Annotated in this window: 19 protein-coding genes and 1 tRNA gene; 14 read left to right on the top strand and 6 right to left on the bottom strand. The window is 51.3% G+C overall.

Features of this window, described 5'->3' with window-relative positions; translation table 11 throughout:
* Positions 1-255: 255 nt before the first annotated feature.
* Entirely contained in the window at positions 256-1275 is a 1020-nt protein-coding gene (locus IAE50_RS05660) for an NAD(P)-dependent alcohol dehydrogenase (RefSeq protein ID WP_042713995.1), read from the bottom strand.
* Positions 1276-1523: 248 nt separating this feature from the next.
* Between IAE50_RS05660 and IAE50_RS05665 the strand changes: the two genes are divergently transcribed.
* The gene (locus tag IAE50_RS05665; RefSeq protein WP_200579916.1) at positions 1524-1976 is read left to right on the top strand and encodes a lysozyme; all 453 of its coding nucleotides are present in this window, start codon (positions 1524-1526) and stop codon (positions 1974-1976) included.
* Here IAE50_RS05665 and IAE50_RS05670 read toward each other — a convergent pair.
* Both IAE50_RS05670 and IAE50_RS05675 read right to left on the bottom strand, forming a co-directional pair.
* The gene (locus tag IAE50_RS05670; RefSeq protein ID WP_200579778.1) at positions 1973-2551 is read right to left on the bottom strand and encodes a bifunctional 2-polyprenyl-6-hydroxyphenol methylase/3-demethylubiquinol 3-O-methyltransferase UbiG; all 579 of its coding nucleotides are present in this window, start codon (positions 2549-2551) and stop codon (positions 1973-1975) included. The genes IAE50_RS05665 and IAE50_RS05670 overlap by 4 nt on opposite strands.
* On the bottom strand, positions 2551-3573 hold the full coding sequence (locus IAE50_RS05675) for an HNH endonuclease domain-containing protein (RefSeq protein WP_200579779.1): 1023 nt from the start codon (positions 3571-3573) through the stop codon (positions 2551-2553). Before IAE50_RS05675 ends, IAE50_RS05670 begins: the two co-directional genes overlap by 1 nt.
* 221 nt (positions 3574-3794) lie before the next feature.
* Here IAE50_RS05675 and IAE50_RS05680 point away from each other — a divergent pair.
* The 11 genes from IAE50_RS05680 to IAE50_RS05730 all read left to right on the top strand — a co-directional run bounded on the left by IAE50_RS05680 (position 3795) and on the right by IAE50_RS05730 (position 14788).
* Positions 3795-3879 (top strand) — tRNA-Leu (locus tag IAE50_RS05680).
* A gap of 983 nt (positions 3880-4862) precedes the next feature.
* Positions 4863-5540 (top strand): site-specific DNA-methyltransferase, encoded by a 678-nt coding sequence (locus IAE50_RS05685; protein WP_200579780.1) that lies wholly within the window; start codon positions 4863-4865, stop codon positions 5538-5540.
* Positions 5541-5549: 9 nt separating this feature from the next.
* Positions 5550-5933, top strand: coding sequence for a hypothetical protein (locus IAE50_RS05690; protein WP_200579781.1), 384 nt, complete (start codon positions 5550-5552; stop codon positions 5931-5933).
* A 2-nt stretch (positions 5934-5935) separates the two neighbouring features.
* Complete coding sequence (locus tag IAE50_RS05695; RefSeq protein ID WP_200579782.1) at positions 5936-7213, top strand: DUF6575 domain-containing protein; 1278 nt, start codon at positions 5936-5938, stop codon at positions 7211-7213.
* Positions 7214-7891: 678 nt separating this feature from the next.
* Entirely contained in the window at positions 7892-8233 is a 342-nt protein-coding gene (symE, locus tag IAE50_RS05700) for an endoribonuclease SymE (protein WP_200579783.1), read from the top strand.
* 236 nt (positions 8234-8469) lie between these two features.
* Positions 8470-8892, top strand: a complete 423-nt coding sequence (locus IAE50_RS05705) for a hypothetical protein (protein WP_200579784.1) — start codon at positions 8470-8472, stop codon at positions 8890-8892.
* A gap of 218 nt (positions 8893-9110) precedes the next feature.
* Positions 9111-9722: a tyrosine-type DNA invertase gene (locus tag IAE50_RS05710; RefSeq protein ID WP_042713977.1), complete on the top strand. Its 612-nt coding sequence runs from the start codon at positions 9111-9113 to the stop codon at positions 9720-9722.
* Positions 9723-10066: 344 nt separating this feature from the next.
* Complete coding sequence (locus tag IAE50_RS05715) at positions 10067-10588, top strand: fimbrial protein (RefSeq protein ID WP_054804002.1); 522 nt, start codon at positions 10067-10069, stop codon at positions 10586-10588.
* 72 nt (positions 10589-10660) lie between these two features.
* Positions 10661-11341, top strand: coding sequence for a molecular chaperone (locus IAE50_RS05720; RefSeq protein WP_200579785.1), 681 nt, complete (start codon positions 10661-10663; stop codon positions 11339-11341).
* A gap of 10 nt (positions 11342-11351) precedes the next feature.
* Positions 11352-13838 (top strand): fimbria/pilus outer membrane usher protein, encoded by a 2487-nt coding sequence (locus tag IAE50_RS05725; RefSeq protein ID WP_200579786.1) that lies wholly within the window; start codon positions 11352-11354, stop codon positions 13836-13838.
* Positions 13835-14788 (top strand): fimbrial protein, encoded by a 954-nt coding sequence (locus tag IAE50_RS05730; RefSeq protein WP_200134121.1) that lies wholly within the window; start codon positions 13835-13837, stop codon positions 14786-14788. Before IAE50_RS05725 ends, IAE50_RS05730 begins: the two co-directional genes overlap by 4 nt.
* A gap of 38 nt (positions 14789-14826) precedes the next feature.
* Here IAE50_RS05730 and IAE50_RS05735 read toward each other — a convergent pair whose 3' ends face one another.
* Positions 14827-15243 (bottom strand): hypothetical protein, encoded by a 417-nt coding sequence (locus IAE50_RS05735; RefSeq protein WP_200134190.1) that lies wholly within the window; start codon positions 15241-15243, stop codon positions 14827-14829.
* A 6-nt stretch (positions 15244-15249) separates the two neighbouring features.
* Positions 15250-15945 (bottom strand): hypothetical protein, encoded by a 696-nt coding sequence (locus IAE50_RS05740; RefSeq protein WP_200579787.1) that lies wholly within the window; start codon positions 15943-15945, stop codon positions 15250-15252.
* A 390-nt stretch (positions 15946-16335) separates the two neighbouring features.
* Here IAE50_RS05740 and IAE50_RS05745 point away from each other — a divergent pair, with 390 nt between their 5' ends.
* Both IAE50_RS05745 and IAE50_RS05750 read left to right on the top strand, forming a co-directional pair.
* Positions 16336-18045 (top strand): DUF4153 domain-containing protein, encoded by a 1710-nt coding sequence (locus IAE50_RS05745; protein ID WP_200579788.1) that lies wholly within the window; start codon positions 16336-16338, stop codon positions 18043-18045.
* Positions 18046-18089: 44 nt separating this feature from the next.
* The gene (locus IAE50_RS05750) at positions 18090-18479 is read left to right on the top strand and encodes a hypothetical protein (RefSeq protein WP_200579789.1); all 390 of its coding nucleotides are present in this window, start codon (positions 18090-18092) and stop codon (positions 18477-18479) included.
* On the opposite strand, the gene IAE50_RS05755 is transcribed toward IAE50_RS05750, so the two are convergent.
* Positions 18476-18850 carry a hypothetical protein gene (locus IAE50_RS05755; RefSeq protein WP_200579790.1) on the bottom strand — a complete coding sequence of 125 codons (375 nt, stop codon included), beginning with the start codon at positions 18848-18850 and terminating at the stop codon, positions 18476-18478. The genes IAE50_RS05750 and IAE50_RS05755 overlap by 4 nt on opposite strands.
* Positions 18851-18874: the final 24 nt, after the last annotated feature.

Below are 18874 nucleotides of genomic sequence, written 5' to 3' on the forward strand. Positions count from 1 at the left end.
GTGATTGTGCGCTCTGCTCAAACGGCATGGGATTATGCGGCTGGCTGAAACGGCGCATGCCGGGTAAGCCTTCACACGCCATCCGGCATGTGATTGTGCGCTCTGCTCAAACGGCATGGGATTATGCGGCTGGCTGAAACGGCGTAGGCCGGATAAGCGTTTACGCGCCATCCGGCATTTAACCCGCACGCTCAACAACGCGCCGTACGGCGTTAAACCTGCCCGGCGGCATTGACGCTCACCGGGCTGAACGGCTTAAAAATCCGCTTTCAACACTACGCGATAACGCGCTTTACCGTCGCGCACATGCTGCAACGCTTCGTTGATCTGCGACATCGGGAACATCTCGATGGTCGGCGCAACCTTCGCACGACCGGCAAACTTCATCAGCTTACGCAACTCATACGGCGTACCGGTTGCGGAACCGGAGACGCTGCGATCGCCGCCAATCAGCGTAAAGGCCGGCACTTCCAGCGGCTTCATCACGGCACCAACGGTGTGGAAATGGCCGCCGTGCGCCAGCGCTTCGAAGAAGGGCAGCCAGTCAAGATCGACGTTAACGGTGTTGATGATCAGATCGTACTGACCCGCGCGCGCTTTCAGCGCTTCCGGATCGCGGCTGTTCACCACATAATCCGCGCCCATCAGACGCACTTCCGCCTCTTTTGCCGGGTTCGAGCTGAAGGCCGTCACTTCGCAGCCCATCGCGCGCAGCAGTTTGATGGCGATATGGCCCAGACCGCCAATACCGATCACACCAACGCGGCTGGTAGCGGTGACATTGTGCATCAGCAGCGGTTTAAAGACGGTAATGCCGCCACAGAGCAGCGGACCGGCGGTTTCAATATCAATGCTGTCCGGCAGGGGAATCACCCACTGCCAGCCGGCGCGGATTTTATCGGCGAAGCCGCCGCGGTTCAGGATGGTCGGCACCGCGCCTTCCAGGCAATTGATCTGGTTGCCGTCGATACAGGCGTCGCAGTGGCCGCAGCTGTGCGCCGTCCAGCCGATACCGACGCGCTGGCCCACTTTCAGCCCTTTGTTCTGCGCGGCGTCACCCAGTGCAACCACGTGACCAATTACTTCATGCCCGGCAACCAGCGGATACTGGGAGAAGCCCCATTCGTTGTCGATCATCGACAGGTCAGAGTGGCAGATCCCGCAATAATCCACGGCGACTTCAACATCTTCAGCCGCCAGCGGGCCTGCATCGTATTCCTGAAGCTCAAGCTCGGCGCCAGCCTGTGGCGCGGCGTAGTTTTTGATGATGCTCATCACGGATTCCTTTATGTTGAGGGAGACGCTTGAAGTGTAGGGCATCTGCCGCCGCTCTGGCAGCCTGCGGCTGTCCATACCGCCCGTTTCGTTAAGCGATTGCTCTGAAAGCCGCGTTTTTTAGGATTTTCCATCCGCATATTAAGCCGTGGCGACTTTGCAACACGATGTGTCCGAACCATCCTCAAATAAGGGCGCAACGCGCAGTCAACGCTCAGCGCCATTCTCTCTCTACAGGAGCAACGATGATGGCGAATCAACCGCAACACACCGGCGATGCTGGCGTCGCATTAATCAAATCCTTTGAAGGACTACGGCTGGAGAAGTATCGCGATGCCGTCGGCAAGTGGACCATTGGCTACGGGCACCTGATCCTGCCGAACGAGAACTTTCCGCGCCCGATTACCGAAGCGGAGGCTGACGCGCTGCTGCGCAAGGATTTGCAGACGAGCGAGCGCGGCGTGCACCGGCTGGTGACGGTCGATCTCGACCAGGATCAGTTCGACGCGCTGGTGTCGTTTACCTTCAACCTCGGTGCCGGGAACTTGCAGAGCTCGACGCTGCTCAAGCTGTTAAATCAAGGCGAATATGCGCAGGCCGCCGACCAGTTTCTGCGCTGGAACAAAGCGGGCGGCAGAGTGCTGCCCGGCCTGACACGGCGGCGTGAAGCGGAGCGGGCGCTGTTTTTGCGGGCGGGTTAGCGCTTGTTAACCAGCACGTTAAGCCAGTTTTCATCGTGATCGGGGCGCTGATCCTGCGTTATCCACATTTTATTGATTGTCAGCTCAGGCAGTGGTGCTAGCAGCGCGGTCAGCCGGGACTCCGTCATATCGCTAAAACGGCGGCCCGCCAGTTCGCGCTCGCTATCGCCATATTTAAACGACAGATACCAGATGCCGCCGGGTTTCAGGGCGCGCGCCAGGGTGTTTATCACCGCAGGTAGTTCGTTATACGGGACGTGCAGCAGCGAGGCGCAGCACCAGATCCCGTCATACTTCTGCGTTTCATTCAGCTGGTCGAAGGTCATCTCCTTCACCGGCAGCCCGCTGTAGTGACGCGCCAGCGCCACCAGTTCGGCAGAGGCGTCGAACGCCTCGACGTTATAACCTTTGCGTGCAAAGGCCAGCGCATCGCGCCCGGAGCCACAGCCCGCATCCAGCACGCACGCCTGTTCCGGCAAGTGCGCCATAAAGTCGGCGTACAGCGGCGTCATATCGAGATCGACCGTGCCGTCGAAGAAGGTTTGCGCATGGTTTTGGTAGTAATTCATCGTCATCAGAGCACTCGCTGTTGTTGTCTCTCTGGAGCCCAGGTTTTCAGCTGTGAAGCCAGCGCCCTGTTCCAGCGGTCATTCAGGAAGGCTCTGCGCTTCGGTTCACTGTTACCGGTCTGGTTGATAATCGCCTCATGCAGCGGCAGGCGGCTATTAATAAGATACTCATTGCGGGCATGCAGGCGCTCCAGCAGCGGCAATGTCGGCAACTGGGCAAACTTACCCTGCGCACCACGGTTGCAACTCTGGCAGGCCAGCACCAGGTTCCAGACGCCGTTCAGGTTGACGCCCGGCAGCCCTGCGCGCGCCATCAACGGGATAAAGTGATCGACGTCGGCTAATAGCGGATCGCCGTTTTCGAGACTTATCGGCGCATGGCAGTAAAAACAGTGCCCTTTCTGGTAACCATTGAGGCTGTTCCGACAACTGGTCAGCGTGATGCGCGCGCTTTTAAGCTGGGTAAAAAGCGTTTGCTGCTCATCATCATAGTGAACGTCCAGCAACTGCGGCGGCAGGTTCATCTCCCAGGCCTTTTCGACCAGCGTCCAGCGCGCGTCCGTCTCATGCACCAGGTTCTGGAACTGCGGCGTCTGCGTCAGAAGGTAAAAATCATCCGTCAGGCGAATGCCTTTGCCTTCGCGCTGCTCATCAATAAAAAACTGCTTCTCAATCGGCCCGCCGTTAACGTTGTGAAAGGCTTTCAGCACCACCTTAAAACCCTGCTTCGCCGTCACCTGCAACAGCTCATCGTAACTAATCTCACCCCGATTAAACTGCAAGCAGGCGGTGATAAACGGGCCAGGCTTGCTGGTGTTGAGGATCTGCTTTGGTGCGTTTTTCAGGTGCGCACAGATATGCTGGCTAAAGGGGATCGCCAGATCCTGCAAGGAGATGAATGTATTGCTGCGATCGATATCGTACAGCGCGTGCGCCAGCGCGAACTTATAGGTCGCGAAGTTGTTGCCAAAGAGGATCACTCCCCGCCAGTAGTTTTCCAGCGTGGGATCGACCTGGTAAAAACGCATAGGTTTTCCTGGTGATGGATTACCGGTGAATGTTACGTGATCACATAACAAATACGCAGTGATGTAAATCACCCAACAATTGGTTTGGTGAATTTATGAGGGGAGGAGAGGGGGAGGTTTAGCGCTGAAAATTTCAGCACTTGGCAGACCTTACGCGCGGCGCTGCTTGCATGGAGGCGATTGACAGGTATAATCCAACACGTTTCCGCATCCCCTTCCGTGCCGGAGTGGCGAAATCGGTAGACGCAGTTGATTCAAAATCAACCGTAGAAATACGTGCCGGTTCGAGTCCGGCCTTCGGCACCATAAGATGCAAAAATAAGTCGCCTAAGAGCGGCTTTTTTTGTGTTTGAAATCCTAATTCATTAGGTAGTTCTGCGACTCTTCATTTGAACCGCCTTTAACAATATGTCAATGCGGTTAGCCTTATGAAGTACATAATGATCACATCAGCTCCAACCTAGCAATGATGTGGCTGGCGCATTATCCTGACCAAAGTACGACTTACCCAGATCTGTCTTCGACCGATGCACCTGATTATATTGCCCTTCTTTTGGTACATCTTGGCCGAACGATGAGGCGTCTCTCTATTGAATTTTCTCTAGTGACTATTGTACGTTCCAGTAAGTGATTCTTTGCGTGATGGTAAGAGCTTAATTTCGAAAAAAACTTAGGGTACGTACTTGGAAGACATAAGAAATCAGTGGAGTCCGTTGCTTGCATCGCGGCATGAAACTAAACCGGAGCAGATCGTTCTACTCAGTAACCATGCAATGATGTTGTTTAGAGTTGCCCAAGCAGATTAGTGATGAAAAACTACTTTTTAAAGCAGCTGGATAGGTTACAAAGATGATGAGCGAAAACATGGTAAACGATGCTTTGCGTGTGATGAGGGTTGCAATAAAACAGAAAGTTGCGGTCATTAGTTTCGAACAATGCCACGTTGTGTATTAGGTAAGTCGAGATTATGGAGTTATGACGCGATAGAACGTTAGGTAAGTCAGTCAGAGCGTAATGGCATATGCGCGGCATTATCCATACTTCTAAGCACCAGAACCTGCCTCTGTTAATGTTGCTGCGACAGGCGGACTATCTCAAATCAGTATCAAAGCTACCATCATTTTCTATGATCATGCTAGGCATTTTTAGTAATTTAAGTATTTGATATTGTTGTTAAAAAATAAATATTCTTATTGAGAATCTGTCTTGCAGTTAACATACGTTGAAAGAATTACTGTATGGATATACAATGCTTTTAAGCAACTAACTGGCCGACAGGGATAAAGTATATGAATAATAAATATGATATCTTTCAAAAGGATGCTATTGATTTCTTGAGTTCGTTGAAAAGTGAATCCTTAGATTTGGTAATTACTGATCCTGCTTATGAATCACTTGAAAAGCATCGTAAAGTCGGTACGACAACAAGATTGAAAAACAGCAAAAAATCAAGCAATGAGTGGTTCGAAATCTTTCCTAATGAACGATTCGAAGAATTATTTGAAGAAATTTACAGGGTTATGAAGAAAAACACGCATTTTTATCTTTTCTGTGACCAAGAAACGGCTTTTTATGCCAAGCCTGTGGCTGAAAAAGTCGGATTTAAATTTTGGAAACCTTTAGTTTGGGATAAACAACGCATTGGCATGGGATATCATTACCGGGCGAAGTATGAATTTATCCTTTTCTTTGAGAAGGGAAAACGAAAACTAAACGATCTTTCTATTCCTGATGTTCTCTCTTGTCCAAGGATTTTAAAGGGCTACCCTACAGAAAAGCCTTCAAAGCTTATGGAAATTTTACTAAAACAAAGTAGTATTGTTGGTGAAATTGTTTGCGATCCGTTTATGGGAGCTTGCCCAGTAGGTGTTGCTGCTCTAGAGAATGATAGATTCTTTTTAGGTAATGACCTAAGTAAAGAAGCAGTTAGGATTGCAACGGAGAGGCTTAAATCTTTGATAAATTGAGGGATTGAGATGGAGTTTCCTGAGTACCCTTGGCCTGCTGATTTTCCTGAGAATGTTCCCCCTGAAAGTGCTATCGATGCTATGGGCGAAGCTTTTCGTCTGGTAGCAAATGATCCGCCAACTGACAAGGACTTTGTGGGACACAATCAAGAACCCCATATCAAGAAAAAGGGAAATCTAAAGCCAAGCGATTATGGCACATCAATGTTTAGAGATCTTGAGCAAGTCGAATGTGCTAGGAATTTCCATGTAGCCTTAAAGAAAAAGAAGATTGCAATCGGTAACCTTGAACCCGTTCATGGCAAAGCGTCTAAACCCAATAAAAATTCTCATTTCGAAACGTGGTTGAGATTAAACACTCGGATTGAAAATAATTTTAAGGTAGTAGGTTGATTATGTATTACTTACCAATTACTAATGAACTTGGTGAGCTTTCTATAGAGAGAGTCTATAGTTTTTATGATGTACCAAGGACATTTTTAGTTAAAAGTTCAAAGACAAAAGAGTTTTATTTAGTCTATTGGTTTGACGAGTCTGAAACATTCGATTCATGGTATTATGCGCCCATGAATAAATTAGAGATAAGTAATCTAGATTCTGGTTTTATCCAGGTCAGGGATTTCTTTCTTAATAAGAATGTATTTATCGTAACTACACCATATGATTTGTCTTGTTGTGAAATAGAATTTCTTTCATATCGAGATATAGACAATGAAACACTTCCACCAGTAGGTTATTTCATTTCCATAGATGGGGAAGGTGAGTGCGCCATTGTTTATAATGATGAGAAAGAAATACTTAACAACGTTCATGAAATAAGAATATTTCGAGACAGAAGTGAAAAAAACATTGAATGGGAGCCCATTCAAAAAATAATTAATACTTGGAATTCTTTATATAATAAAGTAGCCAAAGTGCTTTTTGATGATGATTTTTCACTGGTGCCCTATACTTCATCTATCGGTTCTTATAAGACAAAATTTATTGCAGAAAAAAATGATGTTTTCATAAGCAATTTTACTGAGTTCCTTAATGTCCTAAAAAGTTCGAATTTGGATTTAGAAACAATTAAGGAGCTTGGTATTGATCTTAATGATTTTGAGGCATTGCTTTCTAATCTGAGAACTTATAATTATAAAATGGAAGTTAGATCGAATACTGGATCCTCATTATTTATAATTGATGCTAAAAAATTGGCATCTGAAAAAGAAAAAATACAAGAACATAACCAAAGATATCTTTCGAGCGATCTTGTTCCTCAAGCAGATGATATATATAGGGTTATTAAACTGGTTGATTCTGTTGGCAATAATGAGTTATTCAATGAAGAGTCTGAAGGTATTACACCTCGACAAGTAAATTATTATAAGCATGCGGCAAGGCTTTTGGGGCTAGTCAAAAAGAATGGTTTTGTCCTGCAGCCTTTGGGTTGGAAAGTTTTCTTTGCGAAAGACTTTAAAGAAAAAATATCTCTATTAGCAGAGGCTTTTGAGAATTCCGATTGTGGTTGGGCTTGGATGAAATATTGTGGGGTCGAAACTATTGTAGACATTGATGAGACAACAGCAATAGCTTTCCTTATTGAAAAAGCTAACGGGCTGGCAGAAGATACCGCCAAGAGACGCTCAAAGACTCTACATGCTTGGGCTATTGAGTTTAAAAATAATTTGTAATATAAAAAATTACAGGAAAATAAGGTGGGCTTGGTTTTTACCCTGCTCACTCTATTTGCTTTTTTAATACGATACTTCTGTATGATTTAAAATGTTAAATAACAAGCTCCAATGAATGATTGTCTTATTTAAATACAGGTAATGCTATGCATTTAATAAATGCTTATTCCATTATGGTTTTTTGATTAGCTAGTTTTATTTAAATAATAATATATTGATTGCTCCTCATTTTCACCAAGCTTGTCGATTTCATAATGACTTTTTTATAAATAAGTATCGATAGGGTTAGACTATGTTGGGATTTTAACGTGCGGAATGCTAATATTTTTTTAACTTAACTTACCTCGCTTTAGTGACCATCAATGATTGATACTTTCTTCGATTTTTTACACACTTCTTGAAAAATTAAATCTGTGCATATGGGTTGTATAGGTTAAAAAAGAAAATTCAAAAAAATGGGTTTTATTTTTTTACTGGATACCATGTTTTTAATTATTTTGCCAATAAAATTTGGCGCCTAAATATTGCAATGGCTTCAGAAGCTTCTTGTTTTATCCTGTTTTTATCTGGACTTTATTTCATTTTATTGGTGATATGTACAGGTTTTTAGCGCGATGCGGATGTGCTGCAACACACCCGCATCGCTCATCACAATCACTATTTAGAGGAATAGTAATCATGACTGACACGCATTCTATTGCACAACCGTTTGAACCAGAAGTCTCCCCGGCAAATAACCGTCAACTGACCGTAACTTATGCGAGCCGCTATCCGGATTACAGCCGTATTCCCGCCATCATTATGAAAGGGCAGTGGCTGGAAGCCGCCGGTTTTGCCAGCGGTACGGGAGTTGATGTGAAAGTAATGGATGGCTGTATTGTGCTCACCGCCCGAAAAGCCGCACCCGAAGAGAGCGAACTGATGCAGTCGCTGCGGCGGGCGTGCAAGCTCTCTGCGCGGAAACAGAAGCAGGTGCAGGAGTTTATAGGAGTGATTTCCGGTAAACAGAAAGTCGCCTGAATAGAGACCCGCTTCCGGTAAAGCACCGGGAGCGGTTCATTGTCAGAAGGCGATCATTCCAACCAGAAGGTCCGTTACCCGGCCCCTGAACGCTTCCCGAATGCCAGCCCGCATCACGGCCATTTACCTGCTTTCATGCAAACCATTCGGCCTTATACTGACTGGAACTCAGGAAACGTAAGTATATCAACCGTTAATGGAAGCTTTATGCAATCAGGAAAGGGCGCACCGATAATATGAAAACCTCTACGAAAATTTTACTCGCAACGATTGCCGTCATCGCAGCAGGCCTGGTTTACGCATGGCCCTACGTCAAAATGGATTTTGCTGAAAGCGCTAATTATGCGGAGCAGGATAAACGGGAGTACGAATTTTTCACCCCAGAACTGTTAAAGAAAATACCGCGCGTGTCTGAAAATTATCGGTTCGGGTATTCCAATGTCACTGGCCCGGATCTGCTTATTTACGATGTGACGTTTTCAGGTACCACAGATGCGAGCAGAATAAAGACCTATCTTGAAGAAAATGGATATAAGCGACTTGGCGTCTGCGATATTGAAGGGGAGTGCTGGCAAGGCGCTGATCCCAAAACCTCTGTCTCGGTTGGTGTTGTATCGAAGCCAGAAACCGTCATTGTATCGGTGGTAGAGAAGCCCTAATTTAAATACTTCTTCTGCTAAAAAGTATAAATAATACGGAGGGCGTTTCTGATGCCCTCCCATTACGCAGAATCCTTCCCCAGCCAAATAACCCCCCTTAAAAAATTCCTCCCCAACTCCCCCTTTCCAAAATGCTATCCTGTCGCTGGATTCAGGCCGGGCTACATTCACGGTACTGGCCTGATTTTATTCCCCTTTTTTAAGTAAGGAGTAAGACAATGTCAGTTAAGAGAAAACACCTGACTCGCCACGAGGTGAGGCAAATATTGCTGGCAACAGACCGGGGGCTGCATTTTGCGCGGGATTACTGCCTCATCCAGATGTGTTTTTTACACGGGCTGCGCGTCAGCGAACTGTGCGATATGCGCTTGTCCGATATCGATCTGGTCGGGCGGTCGGTCTACGTCCGGCGGCTCAAGAACAGCCTCTCCACGCAGCATCCGCTGTTTGATACCGAACTGCCTGCGCTGACGCGCTGGCTGAACGAGCGCCGCCGCTGGCGGGATGCGGACAGCGACTGGCTCTTCCTCTCGCAAAAAGGCGGGCCGCTCTCGCGCCATCAGGTGCGGTTGCTGCTTAAACGCTATGGTGAACTGGGGGGAATCAGTATCTCCGCTCATCCGCACATGTTGCGGCACGGATGCGGTTACGCGCTGGCGGATTTGGGGCGTGATACGCGTCTGATACAGGATTATCTCGGGCACCGGAACATCCGGCATACGGTGATCTACACGGCCACTAACACGCAGCGGTTTCTCAATGTCTGGGGAGATGTTTCGCAAAATCAACCATTTAGTGCCAAAACGCAAAGTAGTATCAGAAAAATTTAGGGTAGAGTCAAAATTTTTCTGATGCCTCTTCAGGCAAGACGTTATCTTGCTGTTTTTAAATCGTTATTTTTTGCAAGCACGTCGTAATAATGCTTTAACGTTTACTGGCAACGTGATTCAGCTGTTCACGTTGCCAGTGTTATCTTCTCAACGTCCCGTTATTTTATCTCTCTTATCTTGCCAAAAAGCGCGTTCCCTGACGTTTTATGCTGCCTTTCTCTGTTTTTAAAAATCTTCCGCTGAACTTACCACTCTGGCACTAACGGGAAAGTCTGAAGCAGATTTTTTCGCCGCCGTTGTAGAGCAGGGCATAGCTCTGCGTCATTTTTATCAAGGAGAAGAAAATGAAAATGCGGTTAGCAAACACGGCTTTTATCGTCTGGATGGGGCTTGCCGGCACGGCGCAGGCCGCAGACGGCACCATCTACTTCACCGGCAGCATCACCGACCAGACCTGCGCGGTTGACAGCGGTTCGCAAAGCATGAACGTTGATTTAGGCAAAGTCTCCGTGACGACGCTCAACGGCTCTGCCGGGTTGAAAGCGGCCCCGACACACTTCAGCATTACGCTCAATGATTGCCCCGACACCGTCACCGCGCTGAAAGTGAAATTCGACGGCACTGCGCATGCGGTTAACCAGCGCCTGCTGTCGCTGGACAGCGGAAGTAACGTTGCGAGCGGCGTCGGCATCGAAATCGCCGATAAAAATGGCTCCGCCATTCCGCTCTACTCGGCCTCGGGCGACTACACCCTCGATGAAGGCAGCAACACGCTGGACTTCACCGCCCGCTATGTCTCGACCGGCACGACGGTCACCACCGGTACGGCTAACGCCACCTCGCAGTTCACCCTGAACTACCGCTAACGCCCGACTGACGCGGAGATACACATAACGGTGTATCTCCGCATAACAAGGATGGTGTCCGGAGAGAAGAAGATGAACAGGCATCGGCATGTTGTGCTGGCGTTGCTGCTGGCTCTGCTTTGTGGGCCCGCAGAGTCCGGGATCGTGATTGGTGGGACACGCGTTATTTATAACGGTGATAAAAAAGAGGCCTCGCTCTCCGTCCGCAACCCGAATAAATCGAATGTCTATCTGGTGCAGAGCTGGGTTGATAGCGGTGAGCAGGGTCGCAAAGCGCCCTTTATCGTCACGCCGCCGCTGTTTCGCATCAACGCGGATGAAGAGAACCTGCTGCGCATCATCCGCACCGGCGGCGGGCTGGCGCAGGATCGCGAATCGGTGTTCTGGCTGAACGTTAAATCGATTCCCGCCATGGATGACAGCGTTGCGCGCACCAACATGTTGCAGGTGGTGATCAAATCGCGCATCAAGCTTTTCTACCGCCCCGGCGGGCTGCCGGGCGAGCCGGGAAGCGCTTATCAAAATCTGCGGTTCACTCACCGCGGCAATCGCCTGACCGTCACCAATCCCACGCCCTATTACGTCACGCTCTTCACCCTGAAAGTGGACGGAAAAGAGGTTAAGGACGTTGATATGGTGCCGCCCCTGGGCAACGCCAGCTTTACGCTGCCCTCGGCAGTGGTATCGCGCGTCAGCTGGCAGGCGATCAGCGATTACGGCGGCGTCAGCCGGGTTGAACATCGGCCGCTCTGAGGGGAAGGTAATGAAAATGCCGACTTCGCGGCAGCGGGCGTTTTTACCGGCGCTGGTGCCGATAGTGCTGCTGCTGCCCGGCTACCTGCGCCATGCGGACGCGCGCGAGATGTTTAATCTTCATGCGCTGGAGCTTGATAACCCGGGCCAGCCGGTGGCCGATCTCGCCTTCTTTGCTGAACCGGACGGTCAGCTGCCGGGCACCTACCGCGTGACCGTCTATGTGAATGGGGAAAAGCAGGGGGAGGCGCAGGATATTGCCTTTATCGCGGGCGCGGACAAGCGACTGCATGCGCAGATCACGCCCGCGATGTTGCGAAGCTGGGGAGTGAAAATCGACGCCTTTCCCGAACTGGCGGTGCTGACGCCGGAGGTACCTCTTGAGGATATCGGCCATTACATCCCGATGGCCGACGCCGAACTGCGGTTCAGCCAGTTAACGCTAAACGTTAGCCTGCCACAGGCGGCGATGGATGCGCGCGCCAGAGGCGATGTCGATCCCGCAGAGTGGGACGAAGGAGTGACTGCTGCGCTGCTGAACTATAGCCTCAGCGGCAGCCATCGCTGGCTGGACGTGGGCAAAGGCTCGCGCGACAGCTACTACGCCAGCCTGCAAAGCGGGGTAAATCTCGGGGCGTGGCGGCTGCGTAACGACTCGACCGGGCATTACGCCAGCGATCACGGCAGCCGCTGGGCGTCGATTAACACCTACCTGCAACGCAACATCAAAGCGCTGAAGGGGCAGCTGACTCTTGGCGACAGCTACACGGCCTCGGAGATCTTCGACAGCGTGCAGTTTCGCGGTGCGCAGCTCGCCTCTGACGACAACATGCTGCCGGACAGCCTGCGCGGCTTTGCCCCGGTGATCCGCGGCATCGCCCACTCCAGTGCGCAAGTAACGATCAGGCAGAATGATTACATCATCTACCAGAGCTACGTCGCGCCCGGGGCGTTTGTTATCCGCGATCTCTATCCCACCTCCGGCAGCGGCGATCTCACCATCACCATTAAAGAGGCGGACGGCAGCGAGCACACCTTTGTCCAGCCCTTCTCGGCGGTGCCGATTATGCAGCGCGAAGGTCGCCTGAAATATGCTTTGACTGCCGGGAAGTATCGCAGCGGTAACAGAACCAGCGATGAGCCCACTTTTGGCCAGGCGACGGCCATCTACGGCTTGCCGCGCGCCGTTACGCTTTTTGGCGGTGCGATCGCAGCGCAAAATTACCACGCCGGAGCGGCAGGGCTCGGTTTTGGGCTTGGCGATCTTGGCTCCCTGTCTGCCGATATGTCGGTTGCCCAGAGCACGCTGAACCGCAACGACGCTCACCACGGCCACTCCTACCGGCTGCAATATGCAAAGGATTTTCAGGCCACCGATACCCGCTTCACCCTTGCGGCGTACCGCTACTCCACCGCCGGATTTTACACCTTTCAGGAGGCGAACGATCGGCGCGTGGAGGGCCACAATAAGCGGCAAAAGCTCCAGCTCGATCTCAGCCAGAGCGCGGGGGACTACGGTTCGCTTTATCTCTCCGGTTATCAGCAGAGTTTCTGGCAGGAGGAGGGCTACGAACGCACGCTTAGCACCGGCTGGAGCAGTAACTTCAATGGTATCAGTTACAACCTCGCCTACAGCTATAACACCTATCCGGCTCGCGCCCAGCCTGCGGAACAGCAACTGGCGTTCAGCGTTCAGGTGCCGCTCAGCCGTTTTCTGCCCAACGCGTGGGCGAGCTACAGCCTGAACAGCGCCCGACACGGCAATACCCGCCAGCAGGTGGGACTCAGCGGCACGACGCTTGCCGACAACAACCTGAGCTACAGCATCCAGCAGAGCCACACGCATCACGGCGCGGGCAGTGCGGGGAGTCTCAGCGCCGGTTACAAAGGCGGGCAGGGGGAGATAAGCGGCGGCTACAACTATGACGCGCACTATCAACAGATTAACTACGGCCTGAAAGGCGGCGTGGTTGCCCATCCGCACGGCGTTACTCTCTCTCAGCCGCTGGGCCAGGCGCTGGCCGTGCTGCAAGCGCCTGGCGCTCGTGATGCGAAAGTGCAGAACAACACCGGTCTCTACACTGACCGGCGTGGTTATGCGGTGGTGCCTTATGTCACGCCGTACCGGAAAAACCGCGTGGTGCTGGATACCACTACCCTTGGCGATGAGGTGGATATCGATAGCGCAGTACAAACCGTTACCCCGACAAACGGCGCCGTGGTGATGGCGAACTTCAACACCCGTATTGGGTGGCGCGTGCTGATGAAGCTCTCTTATCAGGGGCGACCGGTGCCCTTCGGCGCACAGGCAACGCTTAAAGAGGGGAGCAGCGGCATCGTCGGCGATGACGGCGTGGTCTATCTCGCGGGCGTGCCGGAGGAGGGAAAACTCAAAGTGAAATGGAACGCGGATCAGCAGTGTGAAGTCCATTTTCGGCTGCCGGACAACGTCGGCAACAGCCCGGTAATTGAAACAGAAGAGGAGTGCCTGGCATGACGCGGTTCGTAAAATCACTCTCCGGCCTGATGGCGCTGTGGTGCCTCTCTTGCGGCGCGAAGGCCGCCTGCGGTTTTGCCAGTAATCTGGCGGGTGAGATCGGCAATGCCATCAGCTTCGGCAACGTCTCGGTACAACGAGATACGCCTGTCGGTATCGTGATTGCGACGGCAGTAACCGGTGCCTATAACGGCGGGAACAACATCGCCGGATGCAATGAGAGCTGGATTTACCGCTGGGAGATGAGCCAGTGGCGCGCGCAGAGCGCCCTCGGAAACAAAATTTATGCAACGAATTTGCCCGGTGTGGGGATTCGCTTAACCAATATCGGCTCCCGAAAACAGCTGCCATACGATCAGCGCGTGCCGCCGAATACCAGTGTTTATATCGGTGCCGGTATGAAAGCGGAATTAATCAAAACCGGCGCGATCACGCCAGGAACATTGACCCCGGGCGTGCTGGCGCGCGCCTCAATTGACAGCCGCTTCTATTTTGCCAATGTCACGCTGGGCGGCACCAACACGGTTACCACCACGGCCTGCACGATCCTGACACCGGAGCTCTATGTGCTGCTGGGCGACCATGAAAAATCGAACTTTTATGGCCCCGGCGCCTATACCGAATGGAAAGATTTCTGGATTGAGCTGGAGTGCGATAAAGACGCCCGTATCTACGTCCAGGTCGACGCAGAACAGGATCCCTCAAACGTGACTGGTGTAATGAAGCTGGACAGCGCGCCCGGCGATATCGCGGCAACGGGCGTCGGTGTGCAGCTCTATTTCGCGCCCGACGATCGGGCGGTGCGCTTTGGGCAGCGCAGGATTTACTACACCTCGCCCGGCGGCGGCACCGAGACCGTCCAGTTTAAAGCGCGCTATTACCAGACCGCACCGCGCGTCAGCGCAGGTGTCGCCAGTGCAACAGCGACATTTACCTTAACTTATCGGTAAGTGCCCGGAGTAAATGGCGCGGTAAGAGAAAAGCCTGTTTAAAAACTGGAGCGAGTCAGCGTCAGCGTCCGTGTTTGCGGATCCCGGGTAATAACAAAGTAGGGCGTGTTTTCCCCTTTGCGCTGCCAACTTTCCAGCAGGCCTTCGCGCTTTACGCTGGCGTATCCCAGTGAGGTTAAATAATTTCTGATGACGGTTATGTCAGCACCTGGGCCATAAACAATGCTGCTGTCCCTGGGCTGAGTGCCATCCTCGGCGGTGAAGGTGAAGTGATATTTCTCAGAGGCTCTCGGCGCATGGCGAATGTCGCTGTCGGTGTAAAGATAATAGGCCCACAGGTTTGCCTCGGTATAACCTTCGTGGCGCTCAGCAACTTTCTGCATGCTGCAATCAATCAGCACGAAGCCAATGATGACCAGCAGAATAAGCATTGACGCTCTTTTTAGTTTTTTCACTTGTAGTTACTCCATTGCAACTGAGATACCTGCTCTTTTACTAGTGCGATACACAGTGTCATCACCCGGTCTCAATTTATAAGGCATAACCTGCATCATAAACCTCGGAAGCTGAGCCTTGTAAGGTGCGCGATAGCATAGCTGTTTATCGATGGGATCAGGGAAGAGCAACGGTAAAAATCCAGTGTTTTTGTAGTCACCGACAGGGCCATAGTAGTCCCATCGGCGTAGTGCTGATTCTTTGCTGGCAATACGCAAATCTCGCCAGTAAATGCGGGGAAAGGTAACTCTATAGAAACCGAACAGATCCGAGACCAAATCTTCACTACTGAAGCCGCTATCGGTGAACCAACTGAACCATGGCATGGACTGCCAGTTTTCGAACGCCACTGCGGTGTTCATCATCATGGCAAGAATGATACTTCTTCGCTGTTCTATACTTCTTCCCCGCTTTATCCGCCAGATACTGAAGCGGCCAGTATTGAACCGGCTTATTGCCATCTTTTGTTCATATTTGATTTCGTAATACTCCTTACCGCTGGCTTCTCCCGCAGAAAAACGCGCTAATAACTCTTGGATATCATCACCACGAGCATGCCCCATATCGAGCCATCCCAAGACATCTGAATATAAAAGACCGCTTTTTATTGCTGATTCAGACCAAAATCTGGAAGGGTCCAGAATATCTTCACGTCGGCTCATTCTTCTAACCTCACAATCCATGTGTATAGTGCTTTTGGGACTTAATAGCCCGTCAATCTAACATGTTGTAATTGCGAATATCTTTGGAGGTAGATCAAGAAATCTAATAATAATTTTCTGATATTGGCTCCTATTTTTAACACCTATTAATGGCTGAGTTACGCCCAGTAGGCCAGATGCTTCCCTGGCTACTTCGAGTTAATGCGTGGTATGCGATTAAGCTCCCCACCCAAACAAGTGATTGCGCTCTCCATCTCAGCATGGACAATGCCTGATCGTGCGCCGTACAAAGCAGAGCAAGAAAAGAGCCAGCAAAAACCCGTGGTGGTTTTTGACGAAAAAATAAGCGCATAACTACGTTTCACACAGCCAAACAGCAAAGGAACCGCGATGTTGCAAAAAGAGGATTTCCCGGCAAAAACCAGGTGGGTGATTATCGCCATTGGCACGCTCGCCGGATTAATGTGTGCGTTGTCCGGCGGGCTCATTGACGATCACGACTACGCGTTTTATCTGTCGCCGCTTGCCATTGCATTTGCCAGCGTGCTCGCCTTCACGCTTTATCGCGTTAAAGACGTTAAACCGTGGCTCTGCGCGCTGCTGACGCTGCCGTTTATCGCGCTGATGACCGGCTGGCTGCGCTGGAACTTCCCCGGGCTGCCGAACGATGATTTTCATGGCACAAACTTCGGTGCATCGACATTTCTGCTTACTTTGGTGATGCCGTTTCTGGCGGCGTTCTGCACGCCGTCCGGGCAGAAAGCGGATAAACATGCCTTTATCACCGGCGCGCTATGGAACAACACCTTCACCCTGGGCGTGACCGCGGTGATGACCGGGCTGTTCTGGCTGGTGCTGCTGCTGTGGAGCAAACTCTTCAGCATGATTGGCATCACGCTGTTCGAACACCTCTTTTTTGATAACCCTTTTTTCCCGGCGATGGCGACGGGTGCTGCCGTCGCCGCTGGCATCGTTTTTTGCCGATGCCTGCCTGGCGCTGCCGGTCTGTTCCGTAACCTGCTGACGCTCGCGGTCAGCGTCCTGCTACCGCTGCACGCGGTTATCTCTCTGCTGTTTCTGGCCTGCCTGCCCTTTACCGGGCTGGCGATTATCCCGGCCTCTGTCTCCGCCGCGACACTGCTGCTGACCATGACGCTGTTGATGCTGGCGTTCAGCGCCATGGTTGGCGAAAAAGCGCCAGCTGCTTCGCGCTGGTCACGGATGGTTGCGCGTCTGGTGCTGATGGCGCAGGGGATCACGCCGCTGCTCGCCGTACTGGCGGGTTGGGCGCTCTGGCTGCGCATCGCCGAATATGGCTGGACGGTGGATCGCGTTTACGGCGTGGCTCTAACGCTTCTCGCGTTGATCGGGTCGTTGCTGCTGGTGAGCTATCAGCGCCGGGCCTGGACGCAGGGCGCGGCTAACATGAACCGTTTCACCGTTCTTATGCTGGCACTAACAGCCTGCGGCTGGTTCTTGCTGCATACGCCGGTTGTCGATCCGCTGCGTATCACCGTTAACAATCAGCTGGCGCGATACGCCGACGGAAAAGCAAAAGCGGATGAGGGCGATCTCTATACGTTAAGCAACGCCGGGCGTCGTGGCAAAGAAGCGTTGCAGATGCTGAAAGCGCATCCGCAGTGGCTCAAAGATCCGGTGCAGCAGCAAGCGATGCTGATGCAAATCCTCGGCGGCTATCACGAAGGCACGAAGAAAGACATTAACGCGTTACAGAAAAGCATCCCGCTGCGTGCGGGCAGCGAAGCACCGCCGGAGAGCTGGTGGCAGGCGCAAACGCAGTATGTTGATCACACGCTGAGCACCTGCATGGTGGATAGCAGCGCCTGCCTGATCTGGATGCAGGATCTCAACGGCGACGGCACGCCGGAAGTGCTGCTCTATAACCGCAACGACGCCGGGATCTCGGTCTATACCCGTCAGGGCAATGAGTGGCGTCAGGCGGGCAGCGTCACGCTGTCGCAGAACGCCGAAAAAGCGCTGCGCGAGAGTATGCCGAAAACCGTCAGCAAACCCTGGCGCGATCTGGAGATCAACGGTCAGCGCTATCCGGTGCAGTATTACGGCTTTGAAGGCCAGTAATCATTACGCCCGGCGCCATAAAGCCGGGCGAGAGGAGTGCAACAGTGAGTCCGAGCGTAGAAGAGGTAATTGCTTTTGTGCGTGAGTTTTCGGGACGTACGCGCAAAGCGATCGATGAAAGCACGCTGCTGGAAGAGGATCTGGGTATTTGCGGTGATGACGGCGTTGAGCTTCTTGAAGAAGCAGAGAAGTTTTTTGCTGTCCGTTTTGAAACGGATGAAGAAGATTTTCGCTCGCTTTTCTCGCTAAAGGAGAACGAGTACCTCTTTACAAGCGAAGGTCTCGATCTACTCGGCATCTGCTATTTTTTTCGCTGGTTGCGCGGCGAGCCCGAGCCCGTAGTGCGCGATCTCTCCATCGGGCAGTTGCATCAGGTGCTGGTAAAAGTGCGTAGCAAAAAGGAGGGCAGTTGCCCCGCAACACCACGGAGTTAATAGGTTTTGTAGTCGCTAAAATAGAAGTGCTGGCCTGTCTCATTGTCAACACGGATATTGACTTCGGCACCAGGAAAAAACTGATCCTTTTCAATAAACGGGAAAGCAATACCACGTTTGGCGATAATTCCCTCTCCTTTAAAAATATATTTCACCGTCACGGCTGCCGTAAGATGATTATTAACGCCCTGACGCTCATCAAGTTTTAAATCAACGATATTTGCCTTAAGGTCAGTGCCATTTTGTTTGGTTTTTGCATCTTTGGACTGGCTTTGCCAGTTAGTTATACCGATATAAACGAAAACAAGCAGCATGCCGCCAGTAATAAACCAGCCTAACTTTGGTGAAACGGTTGATAAAAATTCCATCATGATAGTTCTGTTTCTCCGTGATTA

It is taken from the genome of Kosakonia sp. S42 (assembly GCF_016624785.1).
Classification (GTDB): Bacteria; Pseudomonadota; Gammaproteobacteria; order Enterobacterales; family Enterobacteriaceae; genus Kosakonia; species Kosakonia cowanii.